Annotated in this window: 16 protein-coding genes; 14 read left to right on the plus strand and 2 right to left on the minus strand. The window is 46.2% G+C overall.

Translation table 11 applies throughout. From position 1 onward, the window contains the following. Positions 1–288: 288 nt before the first annotated feature. The 11 genes from NO352_RS23905 (at position 289) to treC (ending at position 10,522) form a co-directional block, all read left to right on the plus strand. Positions 289–591 (plus strand): urease subunit gamma, encoded by a 303-nt coding sequence (locus NO352_RS23905; protein WP_005543438.1) that lies wholly within the window; start codon positions 289–291, stop codon positions 589–591. A gap of 25 nt (positions 592–616) precedes the next feature. Further along, on the plus strand, positions 617–940 hold the full coding sequence (locus NO352_RS23910; RefSeq protein ID WP_005543436.1) for an urease subunit beta: 324 nt from the start codon (positions 617–619) through the stop codon (positions 938–940). Continuing rightward, positions 937–2,649 carry an urease subunit alpha gene (gene ureC / locus NO352_RS23915; protein WP_005543434.1) on the plus strand — a complete coding sequence of 571 codons (1,713 nt, stop codon included), beginning with the start codon at positions 937–939 and terminating at the stop codon, positions 2,647–2,649. The genes NO352_RS23910 and ureC overlap by 4 nt, the downstream gene beginning before the upstream one ends. Before the next feature lie 10 nt (positions 2,650–2,659). Beyond that, complete coding sequence (gene ureE / locus NO352_RS23920) at positions 2,660–3,115, plus strand: urease accessory protein UreE (protein ID WP_005543433.1); 456 nt, start codon at positions 2,660–2,662, stop codon at positions 3,113–3,115. After that, the gene (locus tag NO352_RS23925; protein WP_262866462.1) at positions 3,108–3,794 is read left to right on the plus strand and encodes an urease accessory protein UreF; all 687 of its coding nucleotides are present in this window, start codon (positions 3,108–3,110) and stop codon (positions 3,792–3,794) included. Before ureE ends, NO352_RS23925 begins: the two co-directional genes overlap by 8 nt. 34 nt (positions 3,795–3,828) lie before the next feature. After that, a complete protein-coding gene (gene ureG / locus NO352_RS23930; protein WP_289356933.1) occupies positions 3,829–4,440 on the plus strand; it encodes an urease accessory protein UreG in 612 nt (203 codons plus the stop codon). Continuing rightward, complete coding sequence (locus NO352_RS23935; protein ID WP_289356934.1) at positions 4,441–5,265, plus strand: urease accessory protein UreD; 825 nt, start codon at positions 4,441–4,443, stop codon at positions 5,263–5,265. A gap of 380 nt (positions 5,266–5,645) precedes the next feature. After that, the gene (locus NO352_RS23940) at positions 5,646–6,128 is read left to right on the plus strand and encodes a hypothetical protein (RefSeq protein WP_197267444.1); all 483 of its coding nucleotides are present in this window, start codon (positions 5,646–5,648) and stop codon (positions 6,126–6,128) included. Positions 6,129–6,359: 231 nt separating this feature from the next. Next, entirely contained in the window at positions 6,360–7,076 is a 717-nt protein-coding gene (gene treR / locus NO352_RS23945) for a trehalose operon repressor (protein WP_005543424.1), read from the plus strand. A 257-nt stretch (positions 7,077–7,333) separates the two neighbouring features. After that, on the plus strand, positions 7,334–8,746 hold the full coding sequence (gene treP, locus NO352_RS23950) for a PTS system trehalose-specific EIIBC component (protein WP_268598873.1): 1,413 nt from the start codon (positions 7,334–7,336) through the stop codon (positions 8,744–8,746). A gap of 75 nt (positions 8,747–8,821) precedes the next feature. Then, complete coding sequence (gene treC, locus NO352_RS23955; protein WP_289356935.1) at positions 8,822–10,522, plus strand: alpha,alpha-phosphotrehalase; 1,701 nt, start codon at positions 8,822–8,824, stop codon at positions 10,520–10,522. Positions 10,523–10,693: 171 nt separating this feature from the next. Here treC and NO352_RS23960 read toward each other — a convergent pair whose 3' ends face one another. Further along, entirely contained in the window at positions 10,694–11,056 is a 363-nt protein-coding gene (locus tag NO352_RS23960) for a hypothetical protein (protein WP_005543422.1), read from the minus strand. A 175-nt stretch (positions 11,057–11,231) separates the two neighbouring features. Here NO352_RS23960 and NO352_RS23965 point away from each other — a divergent pair, with 175 nt between their 5' ends. Together NO352_RS23965 and NO352_RS23970 are read left to right on the plus strand one after the other, a co-directional pair. Next, positions 11,232–12,035 carry a DUF2935 domain-containing protein gene (locus tag NO352_RS23965; RefSeq protein WP_005543421.1) on the plus strand — a complete coding sequence of 268 codons (804 nt, stop codon included), beginning with the start codon at positions 11,232–11,234 and terminating at the stop codon, positions 12,033–12,035. Positions 12,036–12,215: 180 nt separating this feature from the next. Continuing rightward, positions 12,216–13,406, plus strand: coding sequence for a stalk domain-containing protein (locus NO352_RS23970; RefSeq protein WP_289356936.1), 1,191 nt, complete (start codon positions 12,216–12,218; stop codon positions 13,404–13,406). Positions 13,407–13,462: 56 nt separating this feature from the next. On the opposite strand, the gene NO352_RS23975 is transcribed toward NO352_RS23970, so the two are convergent. After that, positions 13,463–14,335 (minus strand): AraC family transcriptional regulator, encoded by an 873-nt coding sequence (locus NO352_RS23975; protein WP_005543418.1) that lies wholly within the window; start codon positions 14,333–14,335, stop codon positions 13,463–13,465. Between the two features lie 425 nt (positions 14,336–14,760). Here NO352_RS23975 and NO352_RS23980 point away from each other — a divergent pair, with 425 nt between their 5' ends. After that, positions 14,761–16,398 carry a spore germination protein gene (locus tag NO352_RS23980; RefSeq protein ID WP_289356937.1) on the plus strand — a complete coding sequence of 546 codons (1,638 nt, stop codon included), beginning with the start codon at positions 14,761–14,763 and terminating at the stop codon, positions 16,396–16,398. Positions 16,399–16,409: the final 11 nt, after the last annotated feature.

Raw genomic sequence — 16,409 nt, forward strand, 5'->3', positions numbered from 1 at the left:
ATTTGGTTGCTAACTGATATATTTTTTGTGAATTTTTGATATATTATAGGGCCAGTAGAAGCAAAATTTCTTGTTTCTACTGTTTTTTCATTATATTATATAGGTAAAAAATACCACCAAGTTGTTGCTTGAATATTCAGACAGTGATTATGAAATTTAGGTCTTTCTTTCATTTTTTTTTTGATTGATTAATCAATCGGATTGAATCAGAAGGAAGGTGTATACCAAGGGATTGACTCATTCTCTTCAGTGCGAAACCGGTTTCGAAAATCGAAGGAGGCACATACGATGCAATTGTTACCCCGTGAGATCGATAAACTTCTCATCGTTGTTGCGGCGGATCTCGCCAAGCGCAGACGGGAAAGGGGGCTTAAATTAAACCATCCTGAATCTGTTGCGCTGATTACTTATGAAGTTATTGAAGGGGCACGGGACGGGAAAACAGTTGCGGAGCTTATGGAATATGGGGCCGCGATTTTGTCCCGCGACGATGTGATGGACGGGATTCCCGAAATGATCGACGATATCCAGGTTGAAGCCACCTTTCCAGACGGCACGAAATTGGTAACTGTACACCATCCGATACGATAAATGAACTGCGACGGGAGAGAGTCTAATGATACCTGGACAAATCTTTTTGCAGAAGGAAGAAATTATATGCAACGCCGGCAAAACCGTCTTGAGATGTACTGTTAAAAATACCGGCGACCGTCCTGTACAGGTCGGGTCGCATTTTCATTTCTATGAAGTTAATGAAGCTCTCATTTTTGATCGTAATAGTGGGTTTGGGAAGCGTCTGAATATTCCTGCAGGCGCCGCGGTACGTTTTGAGCCCGGGGATGAAAAAGAAGTAGAACTGATTGATTACTCAGGGGAGCGCCGCGTGTATGGATTTAATAACAAGACGGATGGATCTGTGGGAGGCGGAAGCCAATCATGAGTTTTATAATGTCCAGAAATCAATATTCACAAATGTACGGACCGACAACGGGAGACTCGATTCGCTTGGCGGACACGGATATCTTTATCCAGATTGAAAAGGACTTTGCCTCCTATGGCGATGAGGTTGTTTTTGGCGGAGGAAAAGTAATCCGTGACGGTATGGGTCAGCATCCGCTTGCGACTCGCGGCGACGATATTCCGGATGTCGTGATTACGAATGCAATCATTTTGGATTATACCGGCATATATAAGGCGGATATTGGAATCCGTGACGGCAGGATAGCTGGGATCGGCAAAGCGGGCAACCCTTTGATCATGGATCATGTGGATATCGTCATTGGCGCGGCGACGGAAATTATTGCAGGGGAGGGCAGGATCGTCACCGCCGGCGGCATTGATACGCATGTGCATTTTATTAATCCAGGCCAGGTCGAGACGGCGCTATCTTCAGGTCTGACCACATTAATTGGCGGCGGAACAGGTCCGGCTGCGGGCTCTAAGGCAACCACAGTAACTCCTGGGGAATGGAATATACACCGCATGTTGCAGGCGGCGGAGGGGCTGCCGATTAACGTCGGGTTTACTGGGAAAGGACAAGCTGCGGCAGAAGAACCGCTTGCCGAGCAGGTACGGGCCGGAGCGATTGGGCTGAAGGTGCATGAGGACTGGGGAGCGACCGCCTCGGCGCTGGATCATGCGTTACGCGTAGCCGACAAGTTCGACGTGCAGGTTGCGGTTCATGCCGACACTTTGAATGAAGGCGGCTTCATGGAGAATACCATGGCGGCAATCAAAGGCAGGGTGATCCATATGTATCATACGGAAGGGGCAGGAGGAGGACATGCTCCTGACCTGATTAAGTCCGCCAGTTATATGAATGTGCTGCCTTCGTCCACGAATCCGACGCTGCCGTATACCATTAATACGATCGACGAGCATTTGGATATGTTGATGGTGTGCCACCACCTGAATCCGTCGATACCAGAGGATCTTGCTTTTGCGGATTCTCGCATCCGACGCGAAACGATTGCTGCCGAAGACATTCTCCAGGATATGGGCGTTTTTAGTATGATCAGTTCAGACGCGCAGGCGATGGGCCGCATCGGTGAAGTTATTTTACGAACATGGCAGACTGCCGACAAAATGAAAAAACAGCGGGGCTCGCTTCCGGGTGACCGTGAGCTTTCAGATAATAACCGCGCTAAACGATATGTAGCTAAATATACGATCAACCCGGCCATTACGCACGGGATTTCTGAGTATGTCGGGTCGGTTGAAGTTGGGAAAGTCGCCGACCTTGTCATTTGGTCTCCAGCATTTTTCGGTGTGAAGCCTGAAATGATCATCAAAAACGGGATGGTAGCCCATAGCTTGATGGGGGATGCGAACGCATCCATTCCAACGCCGCAGCCGGTCATTTACCGTCCAATGTACGGGCAATACGGGAAGGCGCGTTCCCAAAGCTCCATCACTTTCATTTCGCAGTCCGCTTTTGACAACAAAGTCCACGAACAGTTAGGGCTCGAAAAAATCGTTTTGCCTGTGCATGGTATCCGGACATTAACGAAAAAAGATATGAAGTTGAATTTTGAAACACCTGAGATCACGGTTGATCCGCAAACGTATGAGGTTCGGGTCAATGGAGAACTCATGACCTGCGAACCGGTAGATAAAGTGCCGATGGGACAGCGTTATTTCTTATTTTGAGGTGAAGCCGATGATTATCGAAAAGGTAATTGCAAATATCGAACAAATGGACAAGGAAGAAATCGGGAACCGACATATTGAGAAAGTATATTTGGAAAGCAGCGATCTCGTCAAACGGATTCAGCGCGCAACAACCGACCATGGGAATGAAATCGGGATTCGTCTTTCAGAGCAGCGCGATTTGGTGGCCGGCGACGTGTTATACATGGACGACAAGAACATGATTATTGTGGATGTCCACTCCGATGATTTACTTGCAATTCGTCCGCGCAGCCTGCAAGAAATGGGCTATATCGCGCATCAATTAGGCAACCGGCATTTGCCTGCTCAATTCGAAGGAGACGAAATGCTTGTTCAATACGACTATCTTGTAGAAGAATTACTGGTACAGTTGCATATTCCCTATGTAAGGGAAAACCGGAAAGTGAAGCAGGCGTTTCGTCATATTGGCCACAGTCATGGATAAGCAAGCTCTGGCTCTATTTCAGCTTTGCGATTCCAACTTTCCTACCGGAGCTTTCAGCCATTCTTACGGACTAGAAACGTATATTCAGGAAGATCGGGTTAGGGATCAGGACACATTTGCCGAATGGCTCGATACCTATATTCATGAACAGCTTGTTTACTCGGACGGGCTTGCGTCCCGCCTTGTCTTTAACGCGCTGCAGTCTGGGGATATGGACACCATATGGAAACTGGATCGGATGCTGTTTGTGCAAAATCTGCCCCGCGAGACAAGGGAAGGTACGCAAAAGATGGGAGACCGGATGTTAAACCTCGTGCAATCTTTGTATGAGTCGTCTGTCTTCTCCATCTATAGGGAGCGCATCCGTGTTAAGCTGAGTTTTGGACATCCGGCCATCGTGTTTACGATGGTCGGGCACCATCTCGGCGTTTCCGGAACGGCCACCCTTTTATATTATCTATATTCAGTCGTCGCCAGCTTGGTCCAAAACGCGGTGCGCGCAATTCCGTTAGGTCAAACGGCAGGACAGAAGGTACTGCAGCAATGTCAGGATGGATTGATTCAAGCGGTAGAACAAATCGTCCGATTGGATGAGGAGGATTTTGGCGTCGTATCACCCGGTCTGGAATTATCGCAAATGAAACATGAGCGCGTCAATATTCGGATTTTCATGTCTTAGTGAAAATTTCATAACAGAAGGAAGCGTGTGAATTATGGGGCCTATTAAAATCGGAATCGGTGGGCCGGTCGGAGCAGGCAAAACACTGCTCGTTGAAAAATTAACCCGTCATCTCGAAGGGGAAATCAGCATGGCTGTCATTACAAATGATATTTATACAAAAGAAGACGCCAAATTTTTAATGGAAAACGGCGTTCTGCCCGCGGATCGGATTATCGGCGTCGAAACCGGGGGATGCCCGCACACAGCCATCCGCGAAGACGCTTCGATGAATTTTGCGGCCATCGACGAGCTGATTGGGCGCCATCCGGATGTCGAGCTTATTTTTGTGGAAAGCGGCGGAGATAATCTCGCGGCCACTTTCAGTCCTGAACTGGTTGACTTTTCGATTTATATCATCGACGTAGCGCAAGGGGAGAAAATTCCGCGCAAGGGCGGACAAGGCATGATTAAATCGGATCTGTTCATTATCAACAAAACCGATCTGGCGCCTTATGTCGGGGCAAGCCTGGAAGTGATGGAATCGGATACGAAGGTTTTCCGTGGGAATAAACCGTTTGTGTTCACCAATTTGAAGGATAACAAAGGATTGGATCAAGTCATCCACTGGATCAAAAGAAATGCGTTCTTGAAGGATCTAGAATAAATGGAGGAGTGGACGGGGGTTCTTCGGCTAAATGCTGAGGAGAGAAGCGGTAAAACCGTCGCCAGAGACGTGTATTTCCACGGCGCGTTTAAAGTGATGCGGCCAATTTATCACGATGATTCGGGGCAGGCGTGTTACTATATATTGAATCCGGGCGGAGGTTATCTGGACGGGGATCGTTATCTGATGCAGGTTTCATTGGAGGAAGGTGCCCGGCTCACTTTGACGACGCAAGCGGCGACCAAAATCTATAAAACGCCGAAGAAACCCGCCTATCAAGAAGTTGAAATCAGGTTGAAGAAGGGCAGCTATCTCGAATATATTACCGATCCGATCATCGGGTATGAACATGCGCGGTATAAGCAAAAAACGGTCATTTGGATGGAAAAGGGAGCTAATCTGCTATATTCCGAAATCGTCACCTCCGGATGGTCCCCCGATGGGCGGCAATTCAGTTATGACCTGCTGCAATTCATGAACGAAATTTATTTGGATGGCGTATTAGCGGTTCATGACCATATCAAATTGAATCCTGCGGCGCACCGTATGACTTCCCTTGGATTTATGGAAGGGTATTCGCATCTCGGGTCGATGATGATGATCTCGGAACAGGTCGATCAGGATTTCTTGGATCGGCTTTACCTTGAGATCGATGGGAAATATGAGGATTGCCGAATCGGCTTATCCTTGCTTCCGGTGTCCGGGCTGATGGCGCGTGTACTAGCAAACTCGACTCAAACGATAGAGGCAATTTTTGCGTGTTGCCACCGGTTTATAAATCAGTCAATTTTCAATACGACCCCAAGCTTCCTCAGAAAATACTAAATTAAATCCCCATTTTAAGATGGCATATATATGAGACAATCAATTACCTGATAAGCCAAGAACCTTGGTTTATCAGGTTTTTTTTACAAAAAACAACTGACTCTATCAGATAGTGCGTTGATTGTATAGATATCTTAAAGGATAGGCCGTGAGAAATCTGTTCTTTTTCTATATGTCATTGTAAATAAATGAAGCAATCTTCATGGGGCAATCTCCTGCCCATCCAAAATTCACCTGTTTAATTCTAGAAAATTAAGTGTATAATTTCATTTGCTATAAAAAATTGTAAGTAGAAAAGTGGGTTTGCTTAAAAAGAAAGGAAGTTAACATTTCTGGTTAACTAGATGAATACGGGCAGTTCCTTTTTCTGTGGAGGATACATGAAAATCTTAAAAAAACTCCTGTTCACAGCTTCTCTGATTTTAAACGTAGTTTTAGGTGGACTCTATTTTCAGAATATAAAAATAGACAGGGAAGTAACCCTAGCATATGAAAGAGCTCGGGATGGTATTCAAGTTATATATGAGAATAACGTAGATAAGGTAGCAAATTGGAATGAACATGAGAGAACAGAATGGAAGGATCCCAATCTTAAGTATATTCTGAATCGATTATATGATACGCAAATTCAATTATCATTAATTAAGCGTGATTTAGAGAAGCATGATATTAATATAGAGCCAGTACTTAACTCGAATGCGGATATAATATTGGAGTTTAATAAAATGCACGGTTCTAATACAGTTGATAAGAATATGATTAATATCATTAAAAAGAAACTTCAAAATATATTAGATCATTTGCCTAAACAATTTAGTCTATCTGAGTTAAAGGTAGGATTAGAAGGGCTGTCAAGCTATTAGGCTGTATTACTTATGCAGCTTGAAAATATCCGTGCCATAAAGGAAACGTGATATCTGAGATAGATTTGGCTTATTGCAAAGACGCTGCACGGGCAGTGTCTTTTTTGTTGGTTTAGCGGTACCTGTGCGGAGGTGGCGTCCTTCTTTTCAACTGCTGCGGCAATCGTGATATGATATAGGCAAGCAATGGAGGATAGGCACGGAAGCATTATTGGGGGTTAGCTATTAATTATGAACACAAGTAAGCTGTACATGACCATTTATGAAGATATTAAGGGCAAGATTGCTTCGGGTGAATATGCATCGGGAACAAAGCTTCCTTCGGAGCATGAATTTTGCGTCATCTATGACACGAGCCGGGGAACAATTCGTAATGCGCTCGATCTGCTTGTCGAGGAAGGGCTTGTCAATCGCCAGCCTGGCAAGGGCGTATATGTGCTTGACAATAATGCAATCACGTTCTCGTTCGGCGGTTTGGTCAGCTTCAAGGAAGCAAGCGAAAGCAGCGGGCAGAAATTCTTGACGACCGTACCTTATTTTGAGGAAATAACGATTACGAACAAGCTGCATGAGCGGACTAAGCTGCCATTGGGCGAAACGGCATATTGTCTGCATCGGGTGCGCGAGCTCGGCGGAGAGCGCATTATTTTGGATATCAATTATTTTTTGAAGGAAAAGGTGGAGGGCCTTACGAAGGAAATCGCCGAGCGCTCCATATACGACTATATCGAGCAGCAATTAGGGCACAAAATAGGATTTGCCCAGCGCGTGATTCAGGTGGAGCCTGCAACGGCAAAGGATCGGGAACACTTGATTATGAAATCATATGGCTTCGTCGTCGTGGTAAAAAACTATGTTTATATGCACGACGGTTCGTTGTTTGAGTATACCGAATCACGCCATCATCCTGAACGATTCGTATTTACTGACTTTGCGCGGAGACGCTAACAAGGTTCTAAGCGAGATCGAACTCCGATACAAATGATAAAACGGATAGATTTTAAGAATTTTAAATTAGACGTAACCTAACTATAAGAAACAGCGGCAGTCTTGGATGAGAAAAAGAAGTCCTAGATCGACCGCTGTTTTTTTACCACTAATTACAAGCTAACTTGTCTATACAAGTGTTTACAAACCTGTCTATACAAGTTATAATGGTCTCAACAAACAACATGGAAGCGATTCCATTAGGGAGGTACATCGATATGGCAGTTGATCAACGTTCGGTTGAGCAGATTTTAGAGGCCATTGGTGGGAAAGATAATATTTCTGCGGTTACGCATTGCGTAACGCGACTCCGCTTTGCATTGAACGACGAGAGTATTGTTGATCAGCAAGCATTGGAGAAGAATGAGCTTGTCAAAGGATCATTTGCGACGAACGGGCAGTTCCAAGTCATTATCGGCCCAGGACTCGTACAGAAGGTATACGAGAAGCTGCTTCAAATTAGCGGCGGGGAACGGGCTTCCACACAGGACATTAAAAATGTGGCCGCTAAAAAACTAAATCCACTGCAGCGTGCTGTGAAGGCGCTTGCAGATATCTTCATTCCGATTTTGCCGGCCATTATTACAGCAGGTCTATTGATGGGGATCAACAATATATTGACCGGCAAGGGCATTTTCTTCGCGGATCAAGCCTTCATTGACGTATATGCCCAGTGGAAGGGCTTCGCGGAGATGATCAACCTGATCGCCAATACCGCCTTCGTCTTCCTGCCGGGGCTGATCGGCTGGTCGGCTGTTAAGAAGTTCGGCGGCAGTGAGCTGCTTGGGATTGTGCTTGGCTTGATGCTTATTCACCCAGATTTGCTGAATGCTTGGGCATATGGAGATGCAATCGCGAAGGGTACGGTTCCGCACTGGAACTTGTTCGGTTTTGAATTCGAAAAAATTGGTTATCAAGGGCAAGTGCTTCCAGTACTTGTATCCGCTTTCTGCTTGGCAAAGATCGAGGGCTTTCTAAACAAGCGCGTTCCGGATGGCTTCAAGCTGTTGTTGGTCGCTCCGACTACGCTGCTTCTTACAGGGTTTTTGTCCTTCATCGTGATCGGGCCGTTGACCTTCACAATCGGCAATGCCATCACATCGGCCTTCGTTGGAATTTTTGAGCACGCGGCTGTGTTGGGTGGACTTATTTACGGCGGCTTGTATGCGCTGCTTGTCGTAACGGGTATGCATCATACATTTCTGGCTGTCGACCTGCAGCTCATTGCAAGCACGGGCAGCACGTTCCTGTGGCCGATTCTCGCCTTGTCCAACATTGCGCAGGGCTCGGCGGCGCTTGCGATGGTGTTCGTCTCCAAGGATGAGAAGCTGAAAGGAATGTCCGTGACCTCAGCAATATCTGCTTACTTAGGCATTACCGAGCCGGCGATGTTCGGGGTGAATCTGCGGCTGCGGTATCCATTCATTTCAGCGATGATCGGTTCCGCTTTGGGAGCAGTCGTCATCACAGCATTTAAGGTAAAGGCAGTGTCCATCGGCGTCGGTGGATTGCCGGGCTTCCTGTCGATCTTCCCACAGCAGTGGGTTCCATTCTTCCTTGGCATGGCAGTGGCGTTAATTGTGCCGTTCGTCATTACGCTTATTATCGGGAAGACGAAGCGTCAGGCATAATTGGGGCATTAATAACAATACACAGAGCGATTCTATATCGTACAAAAAATAAGAATTACATGGTGGTGCAAGACAATGATACAACAATTGGAGCAGGAGTGGTGGAAAAAATCCGTCATCTATCAGATTTATCCGAAGAGCTTCAACGACACGAATGGTGACGGAATCGGGGATTTGCAGGGCATTATCGACAAGCTGGACTACTTGAAGGAGCTCGGAATTGATGTCATTTGGTTAACGCCGATTTACGAATCTCCTCAGAAGGACAACGGGTATGATATTAGCGATTACTATAGCATCCAGCCGGAATATGGCACGATGGATACGTTCGAGAAACTGCTGCACGAAGCGCACAATAAAGATATCCGCATCATTATGGACATCGTCGTTAACCACACCTCGACAGAGCATGCCTGGTTCAAGGAGGCTGCAAGCAGCACGGACAGTCCGATCCGCAACTACTATATTTGGAAGGACGGCGTGAACGGGGGGGAACCGAACAACTGGCAGTCCAAATTTGGCGGCAGCGCCTGGGCGTATGACGAGACAACGGGGCAGTATTATTTGCACTTATATGACGTTTCCCAGGCTGATTTGAATTGGGAGAATCCGGAGCTGCGGGATAAAGTGTACGACATGATGCACTATTGGCTGAACAAGGGCGTCGACGGATTCCGATTGGACGTCATTAATGTGATATCCAAGGATCAGGGCTTTCCGAATGATACGCTGGCAACAGCAACGGCCGATGGACGTAAATATTACACTGACGGTCCGCGCATTCATGAGTTCCTGAAGGAAATAAATGCTCGCGTATTCTCGCAATATCCGCATATGCTGACGGTTGGCGAAATGTCGTCGACGACGATGGATAACTGCATTAAGTATACGCGCCCAGATGAGCATGAGCTGAGTATGGTGTTCAATTTCCACCATCTGAAGGTCGATTATCCGAATGGGGAGAAATGGGTCAAGGCTGAATTCGACTTCCTTCAGCTTAAGCGGATCATGAGCGAATGGCAGGTCGGCATGAATAAAGGCGGCGGCTGGAACGCTTTGTTCTGGTGCAACCACGATCAGCCGCGGGTAGTATCTCGCTTCGGTGATGATGGCGCCTATCGCGTACAATCGGCAAAAATGCTCGCCACGACGCTGCACTTGATGCAGGGTACACCGTACGTGTACCAAGGGGAAGAGTTGGGCATGACGAATCCTCATTTTTCACGTATTAGCGAGTATCGGGACATCGAATCAATCAATGCACATTGCCTGCTACAGAAGCAGGGCGTTCCTGAAGCGGACATAATGGCCGCACTGCAACAGAAGTCGCGCGACAATTCGCGCACGCCAATGCAGTGGGATGCTTCGGAGCATGGGGGCTTCACGACGGGCATCCCTTGGATCGGCTCGGCTCCGAATTATCGAGACATTAATGCCGAAGCAGCGCTGCGCGATTCGGATTCCGTCTTCCATCATTATCGCGAATTGATTGCACTGCGCAAGCAGCACGACATTATTGTACATGGCGACTACCGCCTGCTGCTGGAGGACGATCCGCGCATATTTGCTTACATGCGCACATACAGATCAGAGCGATTGCTCGTTATCAGCAACTTCTACAGCGAAGAGGCGGAGTTTGCGCTTCCAAGAGAAGCGACTACAAGCGGCGAAGCACACATCCTTATCAGCAATTATAAGGATACACCGAGCATGTTCCAACAGCTTACGCTCCGCCCTTATGAATCTGTAGCCTTTCTTATCGAAACCCATGATTAGATAAAATAACTGCAATGCTTGGCGTATATTTCTGCCGAGCATTGTTTTTTTTGGAGTTCGAAAGTGGAAAAAAAAGAAGACAGCTTCATCTGACGTCTTCTAGTTAAGACATAATCTTGTCAGTCGGCTGTCTGCTTTCCTGGTTAAATTAAGTTGTTAACGTCTAGTTAATTAATAGCCTCTATATCCCGATTGAGGAGTAGTATTTACATTGGAGACGGACTGTTGCATAGCGCCTACCTGTGGATACGTATGAGTCACATACCCTGTTGCATAACTGGTTGGTGCCGTATGTGTCTGATGAGCAAGGTTGATAATTTGCTGCAATTGTTGTACAGCTGTTTGATGGCCTTGAAGCGCAGTTTGAATCACATGAGCCGCATGCTGTTCAATTTTAGAAAGCTCCTGTAAGCGCGCAGCGTTTTGTTGCTCTTGTTGCAGTAGCTGTTGGTATTTTTGCGTTGCCGCATTTGTTTGCTGAATCAATTGTTGCGCAAGCTGTTCGATTTGCATCGTCGTATTTGTATTTGTCATGGGGACTTGCTCCTTTTCATCCATAGTTTAGAATGTTCCATCCTCCTTATGTTGTCTAGCCTTTATGTTATTTATGCACAATGGCACAATGAATTCAAATGCGGGGATATCTCTAAGTTATTAATTTTAAGCCTCCTTCATAAACCTTTGAAGAACGATAAAGGAGGTCATACCGTTGAATCAATCAGCGCTGTTTGAGCATCGTTTCTGGCTGCAAATTTTAGGCGATCATGCGAGATTCATCTTCAATGCGCTTTCACCGAAAGAAACGTCAGATATACAGACTGCACAACAATTTATTCAAGCATTCGATCAGCTTCTTCAACAAGCTCGAGGACTGCAATCGGATACAGAGATCGGAACACTGAATCAACAAGCCTACACGCTAACAATCAACCTGCGGCAATTTAAGCTGAGCATACTTGAACGCCTAATCCTTGGTCGGGTTACAATTGCGTTCACTCCAACCTTCATCAATCACATGGTGAATGAACTTGAGGAATACTTGCGTATTTTAACTAACTTATTGGAAGGGAAGCCGGTTCCCCAATTTGATGCGCTGCACCACGATTTCCTTTGGCTGCCTGACGCAGCGGGTCATGCTGCATCCATTTCCAGTGATTTGGATTTTGTAGAAAAGCGGTTGATTCAGAAAAGTAAAGATTTTGAGGATCATTTTCAACAGTTTTATTTGAAGAGCATCGAAATGGCGGGATACATGCGGACACAACTTCGGGATTTCCCCGCCTTTCGCAGATTTCACACTGACATTGATATGGAGATGAATTTGTTTAGGGCTTTCTTGAAGGAACTGGAGGATTTAGAACTGTCGGCCGAGGTGCTTGATCGCATTTCCCCGCTCATACCAGATCATATGATGAGGGAAGAGTGTTATTATTTAATGAAGCTAGCTCAAATAGGCTTAGTACCCGATCCGGAATGCAATCCAGATCATCCGCGAATAGAAGAGAAGGTTTAATATGCCGCTGCAAAGCGGCTTTTACTTATTGGTGGCAAGTTTCAAATTTCATTAAGGTTAACGCAGTGATGACTTTCTTCAATTATCTTTGAGAGCGTCGTAAAAAAGACTCTCAATTACGAAACCATTTAGATTATCGACACGTCTAACTAAGAGACAAGACAATGAGGAGATGATTATATGAAAAAATGCATAGCCTTACTGATGGCTGTTACGTTAGCTTTTGGTGTTGGATCGAATGTATTAGCCAAGGAGTCTGCTCCTCCAGCCGACACAGAACAAGGAACTCTGGATGCGGCCAAGATGTATCGTGTTTCCCATGAGCTTATTGTTGATTTGAATAACGGACAGGCCGTACTTGACGGGAAGTCCTTGTCTCTTGATAAGCCGATCATGAAAAACGGGCGTGTCTTTGTACCTCTTCGCACATTGCGTGCGACAGAAGCCGTTAAAGTATTGAAGTTCGACGCGTCTTCACAGCAAGTCCAGGTCGTCATGAATAGTGAGCTTAAGCCACCATTTGAGCAGCTATTCTTTCGGATAGGCTCTGATAAGGTTTATATGGAGAATGGCTCTGCGCTGCCGGACGTAACCATTGCACAGCCATTCGTTGCCAAGGGTGTCACGTACATACCGATTCAAGCTTTGACCTACCTGGGCATTACCCCGGCTACAGCGAACCAGAAGGTATCGCTGAAGTGGAGCAATAAAATCATCGAACTTCTAAAGCCGAAGTTGGAAACAGATAAGGACAGCACAACCTTTACGATGCTTTATCAAAAGGATATGAACACGCCATCGATCGCGACCGCCTTGAGTGGAGGAGGCTGGTTAGGGGGCAATGATCATGCTAAGGTCTTGAAAAAAGACATTTTGCTTGATGGTCAAAAGTATAACCGAATCGAGTTTACCCTACCTCTTCGTCCCGGACCAAATGCGCTGAAAATTACAGCCGTTTCGGGTGGAGAACAGCTTATTTCGGTAATGCGGAAAGTTTCGAAGGAAGGCACCACCCCTGTCCGTCTGTCTGATGAGGGGAAAAAATACATCGCGTTCGATCAGTCTGCGTCCGGTTATCTCCGTATCCCGCAAGGAGGCTCAATCGATATTGCCGGTCGGGTTCTTGCTGGAAATGAGAAGCTTGGAGCGCTTAATTTTACCGTGCAGCAATATGATGACAAGCAAGCTATAAAATCTGATCCTTATAAGGATATCAAGGAAGGAAAAATGCCTATCCAAGAACAAGCCTTTAAAGGATCGGTGAAGCTTCAAAATAAAGGATACTATTTGATTACACTCTATAGCGCCGACAATGTTCCGGCATTTGATCGTGGTGCTTGGGCGGAAATCGTTGTTGAAGTGTATAAATGACAATAGAAAAACCCCTTGAATCCGTTTATAAAACCGATTCAAGGGGTTTCTGCTTATTATGCTTTTTCTTTTACGCCGATCCATATTTCACTGTACACCCGCTCGGGGTCGGACAAATTCCCACTAAAACAAATTTCGGGAACCTCGATCAATTCATAGGAGGATGAAGGCAGCCATTCGGAAGCGATTCTTGCCCATGTTTCTTGCAATGTATGGGGGTAGGGGCCTACCGAGTTAAAAATCACCCATGTACAGGCAGGCACCTCCACAACCTCAAAGCCTTCAAAATCAGCATCAAGCGTCGTAATCGATCCGATGAGATGATCCAGCTCCCCCTTTTCCTCATATCGATCCTCGCTAAAATGATAAGAAGCATTGACCACAGTGGTGACATCGGTATTTCGATAGCTTTGCAGTCTTCTTCGCTGCTCCTCGGTTATCGATTGCGCCAGTTCCACAATTGCAGAATTTTCGCCCTCGAATACGATGGCCACACGACGCTTAATACCGACAAGCTTGAAGGCGTCTTTCTGTTCGATCCGGTAATTCATGTCGATTCCTCCTCGAATGGTGAGTTGGAAAGTCATGCGCGGGAATACTTTCAGATCTTGAACGCTTTTTACTTCCGAAGGAGCGATCCCAAGCCAATCTTTGAACGCTCTCGTGAATCCGTCTACTGAATGGTAACCGTACTTGATTGCGATATCTATCACTTTCATGTTATTTATGTGCAATTCCTGACAGGCTTGGGACAGTCTTCGGTTGCGGACATACGTGTTCAAAGAAATACCGGCTAGGTAGGAAAAGAGTCTTCGGAAGTGATACTCCGAGGTTCCTGCAAGCTGAGCCACCTTGGCGTAATCGATGTCCTGATCCAAATGCTCTTCAATATAGGCCAAAGCTTGATTCATATCCTTCAGCATATCCATGTCATGACCTCCTTTCCCTTTCATTGTATCGAGGTTGAATGATTGACATCCGACATTTCGCGTATGGAAACGGTCGGAATGGTAGTGAAGCAATTACATCTTCTACACTGACTGACGCAGATGTCTTGCTGCGAATGTTCATTGAAGATGGCTTGCTCCATAGCAGCAAGTACAGGCCGAATACAACCCTTGAATGCCGAATTTTATTATATAAATATTTAATTCTAAAATATAGCTGTCTACTTTAAATTAGATTTCCTTAACATTTGATGCTGCAAACAACATGGTTTGCGCTTCTTTACGTTAATAGGTTTAATAAAGCCGCAAAAGGTCGAAATATCTGCTTTGCCCCAATCGTCATCATCGTCTTCCATGAAATGCATAGTCAAAAATGGGCGGGGCATATTACGGATAGGTGATGAAAAATGTGGCAGGCGATTACGCCTTATATACCAAGTTGGCAAGCGTTCGCACAAGCGGCGATTGCAGGCATTGTGCCGTATATATTATCGAAGATTATGGCCGTCACGATGAAGGCGGAATCCGATCAGAGTCAACAGAAGCCTGAATCGGCTTATGAAGGCTTCATCGGCAATTTTGATGAGGATCTTGATATGCTCAAGGCAGATCTCGGACAGCTGGAAGATCTCAATGTACGTATGTTCCAGCTTGGCTATACAACGCAACGTGCTGCGCTTGTGTTCGTAGGAGGCATAAGCGACCGAGACTTCATTGATACCCATTTGCTGGAATCCTTAATGGGGAAATTACAGCCTCCTTCTCAAGGAGGAGCGGTTGCATCCCCGGATTATAAGTATACGAAGGAGTACTTGGTTGAGCATACTCTCCCTGTAGGCTCGATGAAGGAAAATCGTATTGTGAATGATTGCACGTACGACATATTAAAAGGGGATACAGCTCTGTTCATTGAAGGGCATCTCGGCGCAATCATGTTCAATACGCGGAAAGTGAAAGTTCGCGGCGTGGATGAGCCGCCATCCGAGGTACTCGTAAGGGGGCCGAGGCTAGGATTTAATGAATGTCTCGTTGACAATATGACGCTGCTTAGGCAGCAGGGTGGAAATAAAAAACTGACTTTCATTCATCGCCGCGTAGGGAAAAGGGTACAGCGAGAGATGGTTCTTGCTTACATCGAGGATATAGCGGAAAAGCAGCTTGTGACCGAGGTTTTGGATCGCATTAGCAAAATCGATATTGATGATCTACCTGATTCCAGCTATATTGAACAGCTTATTGAAGACAATTATTTGTCTCCCTTTCCGCAACTGCAAAGTACGGAACGGCTGGATCGAACGCTGTGTGCCTTGTTAGAGGGTAGGGTCGCGATATTTCTTGAAGGCAGCCCCTTTGCATCTATTGCCCCTGCGACGTTCACGATGCTGCTCCAATCGCCAGAGGACTATTATGAGCGCTGGATTGCAGGGACACTAGTTCGCTGTCTACGGTATTTTGCTGCTTTTGTATCGACTTTCGGCCCCTCCTTGTATATTTCCTTAATCTCGTTTCATCAAGGGCTGATTCCTACGAAGCTGGCATTGTCAATTGCGGGTACCCGAGTAGGTGTTCCGTTCCCCTCGATTATTGAGGTGCTCATTATGGAAGTGTCTCTAGAGATTTTGCGTGAAGCGGGGCTGCGCCTGCCGAAGCCGATTGGCCAAACGGTCGGTATTGTGGGCGGTCTTGTCATCGGGGATGCGGCAGTCAGGGCGGGCATTGTCAGCCCATTCATGGTCATCGTAGTTGCTGTAACCGCGATATCCTCTTTTGCCATTCCCCAATACAGTGCAGGCATTTCCTTGCGTATTTTGCGTTTTTTAGCGATATTTGCCGCATCCATACTCGGCTTGTATGGTGTCGTGTTGTTTTTCTTATTACTATGCAGTCACCTAGTTAAATTGAAGAGCTTCGGTGTACCATATATGAGTCCTGCTGTACCTTATCGGTTGTCAGATTGGAAGGATTTCATTTTGCGCGCACCGCTAAGGTTGATGAAGAAGCGTCCTAAGATGCTGGGGACACGTAATCCAACCCGGGAAGATTAAGCTGATAGAAG

It is taken from the genome of Paenibacillus sp. S-12, assembly GCF_030363895.1.
In the GTDB taxonomy this organism is placed as follows: domain Bacteria; phylum Bacillota; class Bacilli; order Paenibacillales; family Paenibacillaceae; genus Paenibacillus_B; species Paenibacillus_B alvei.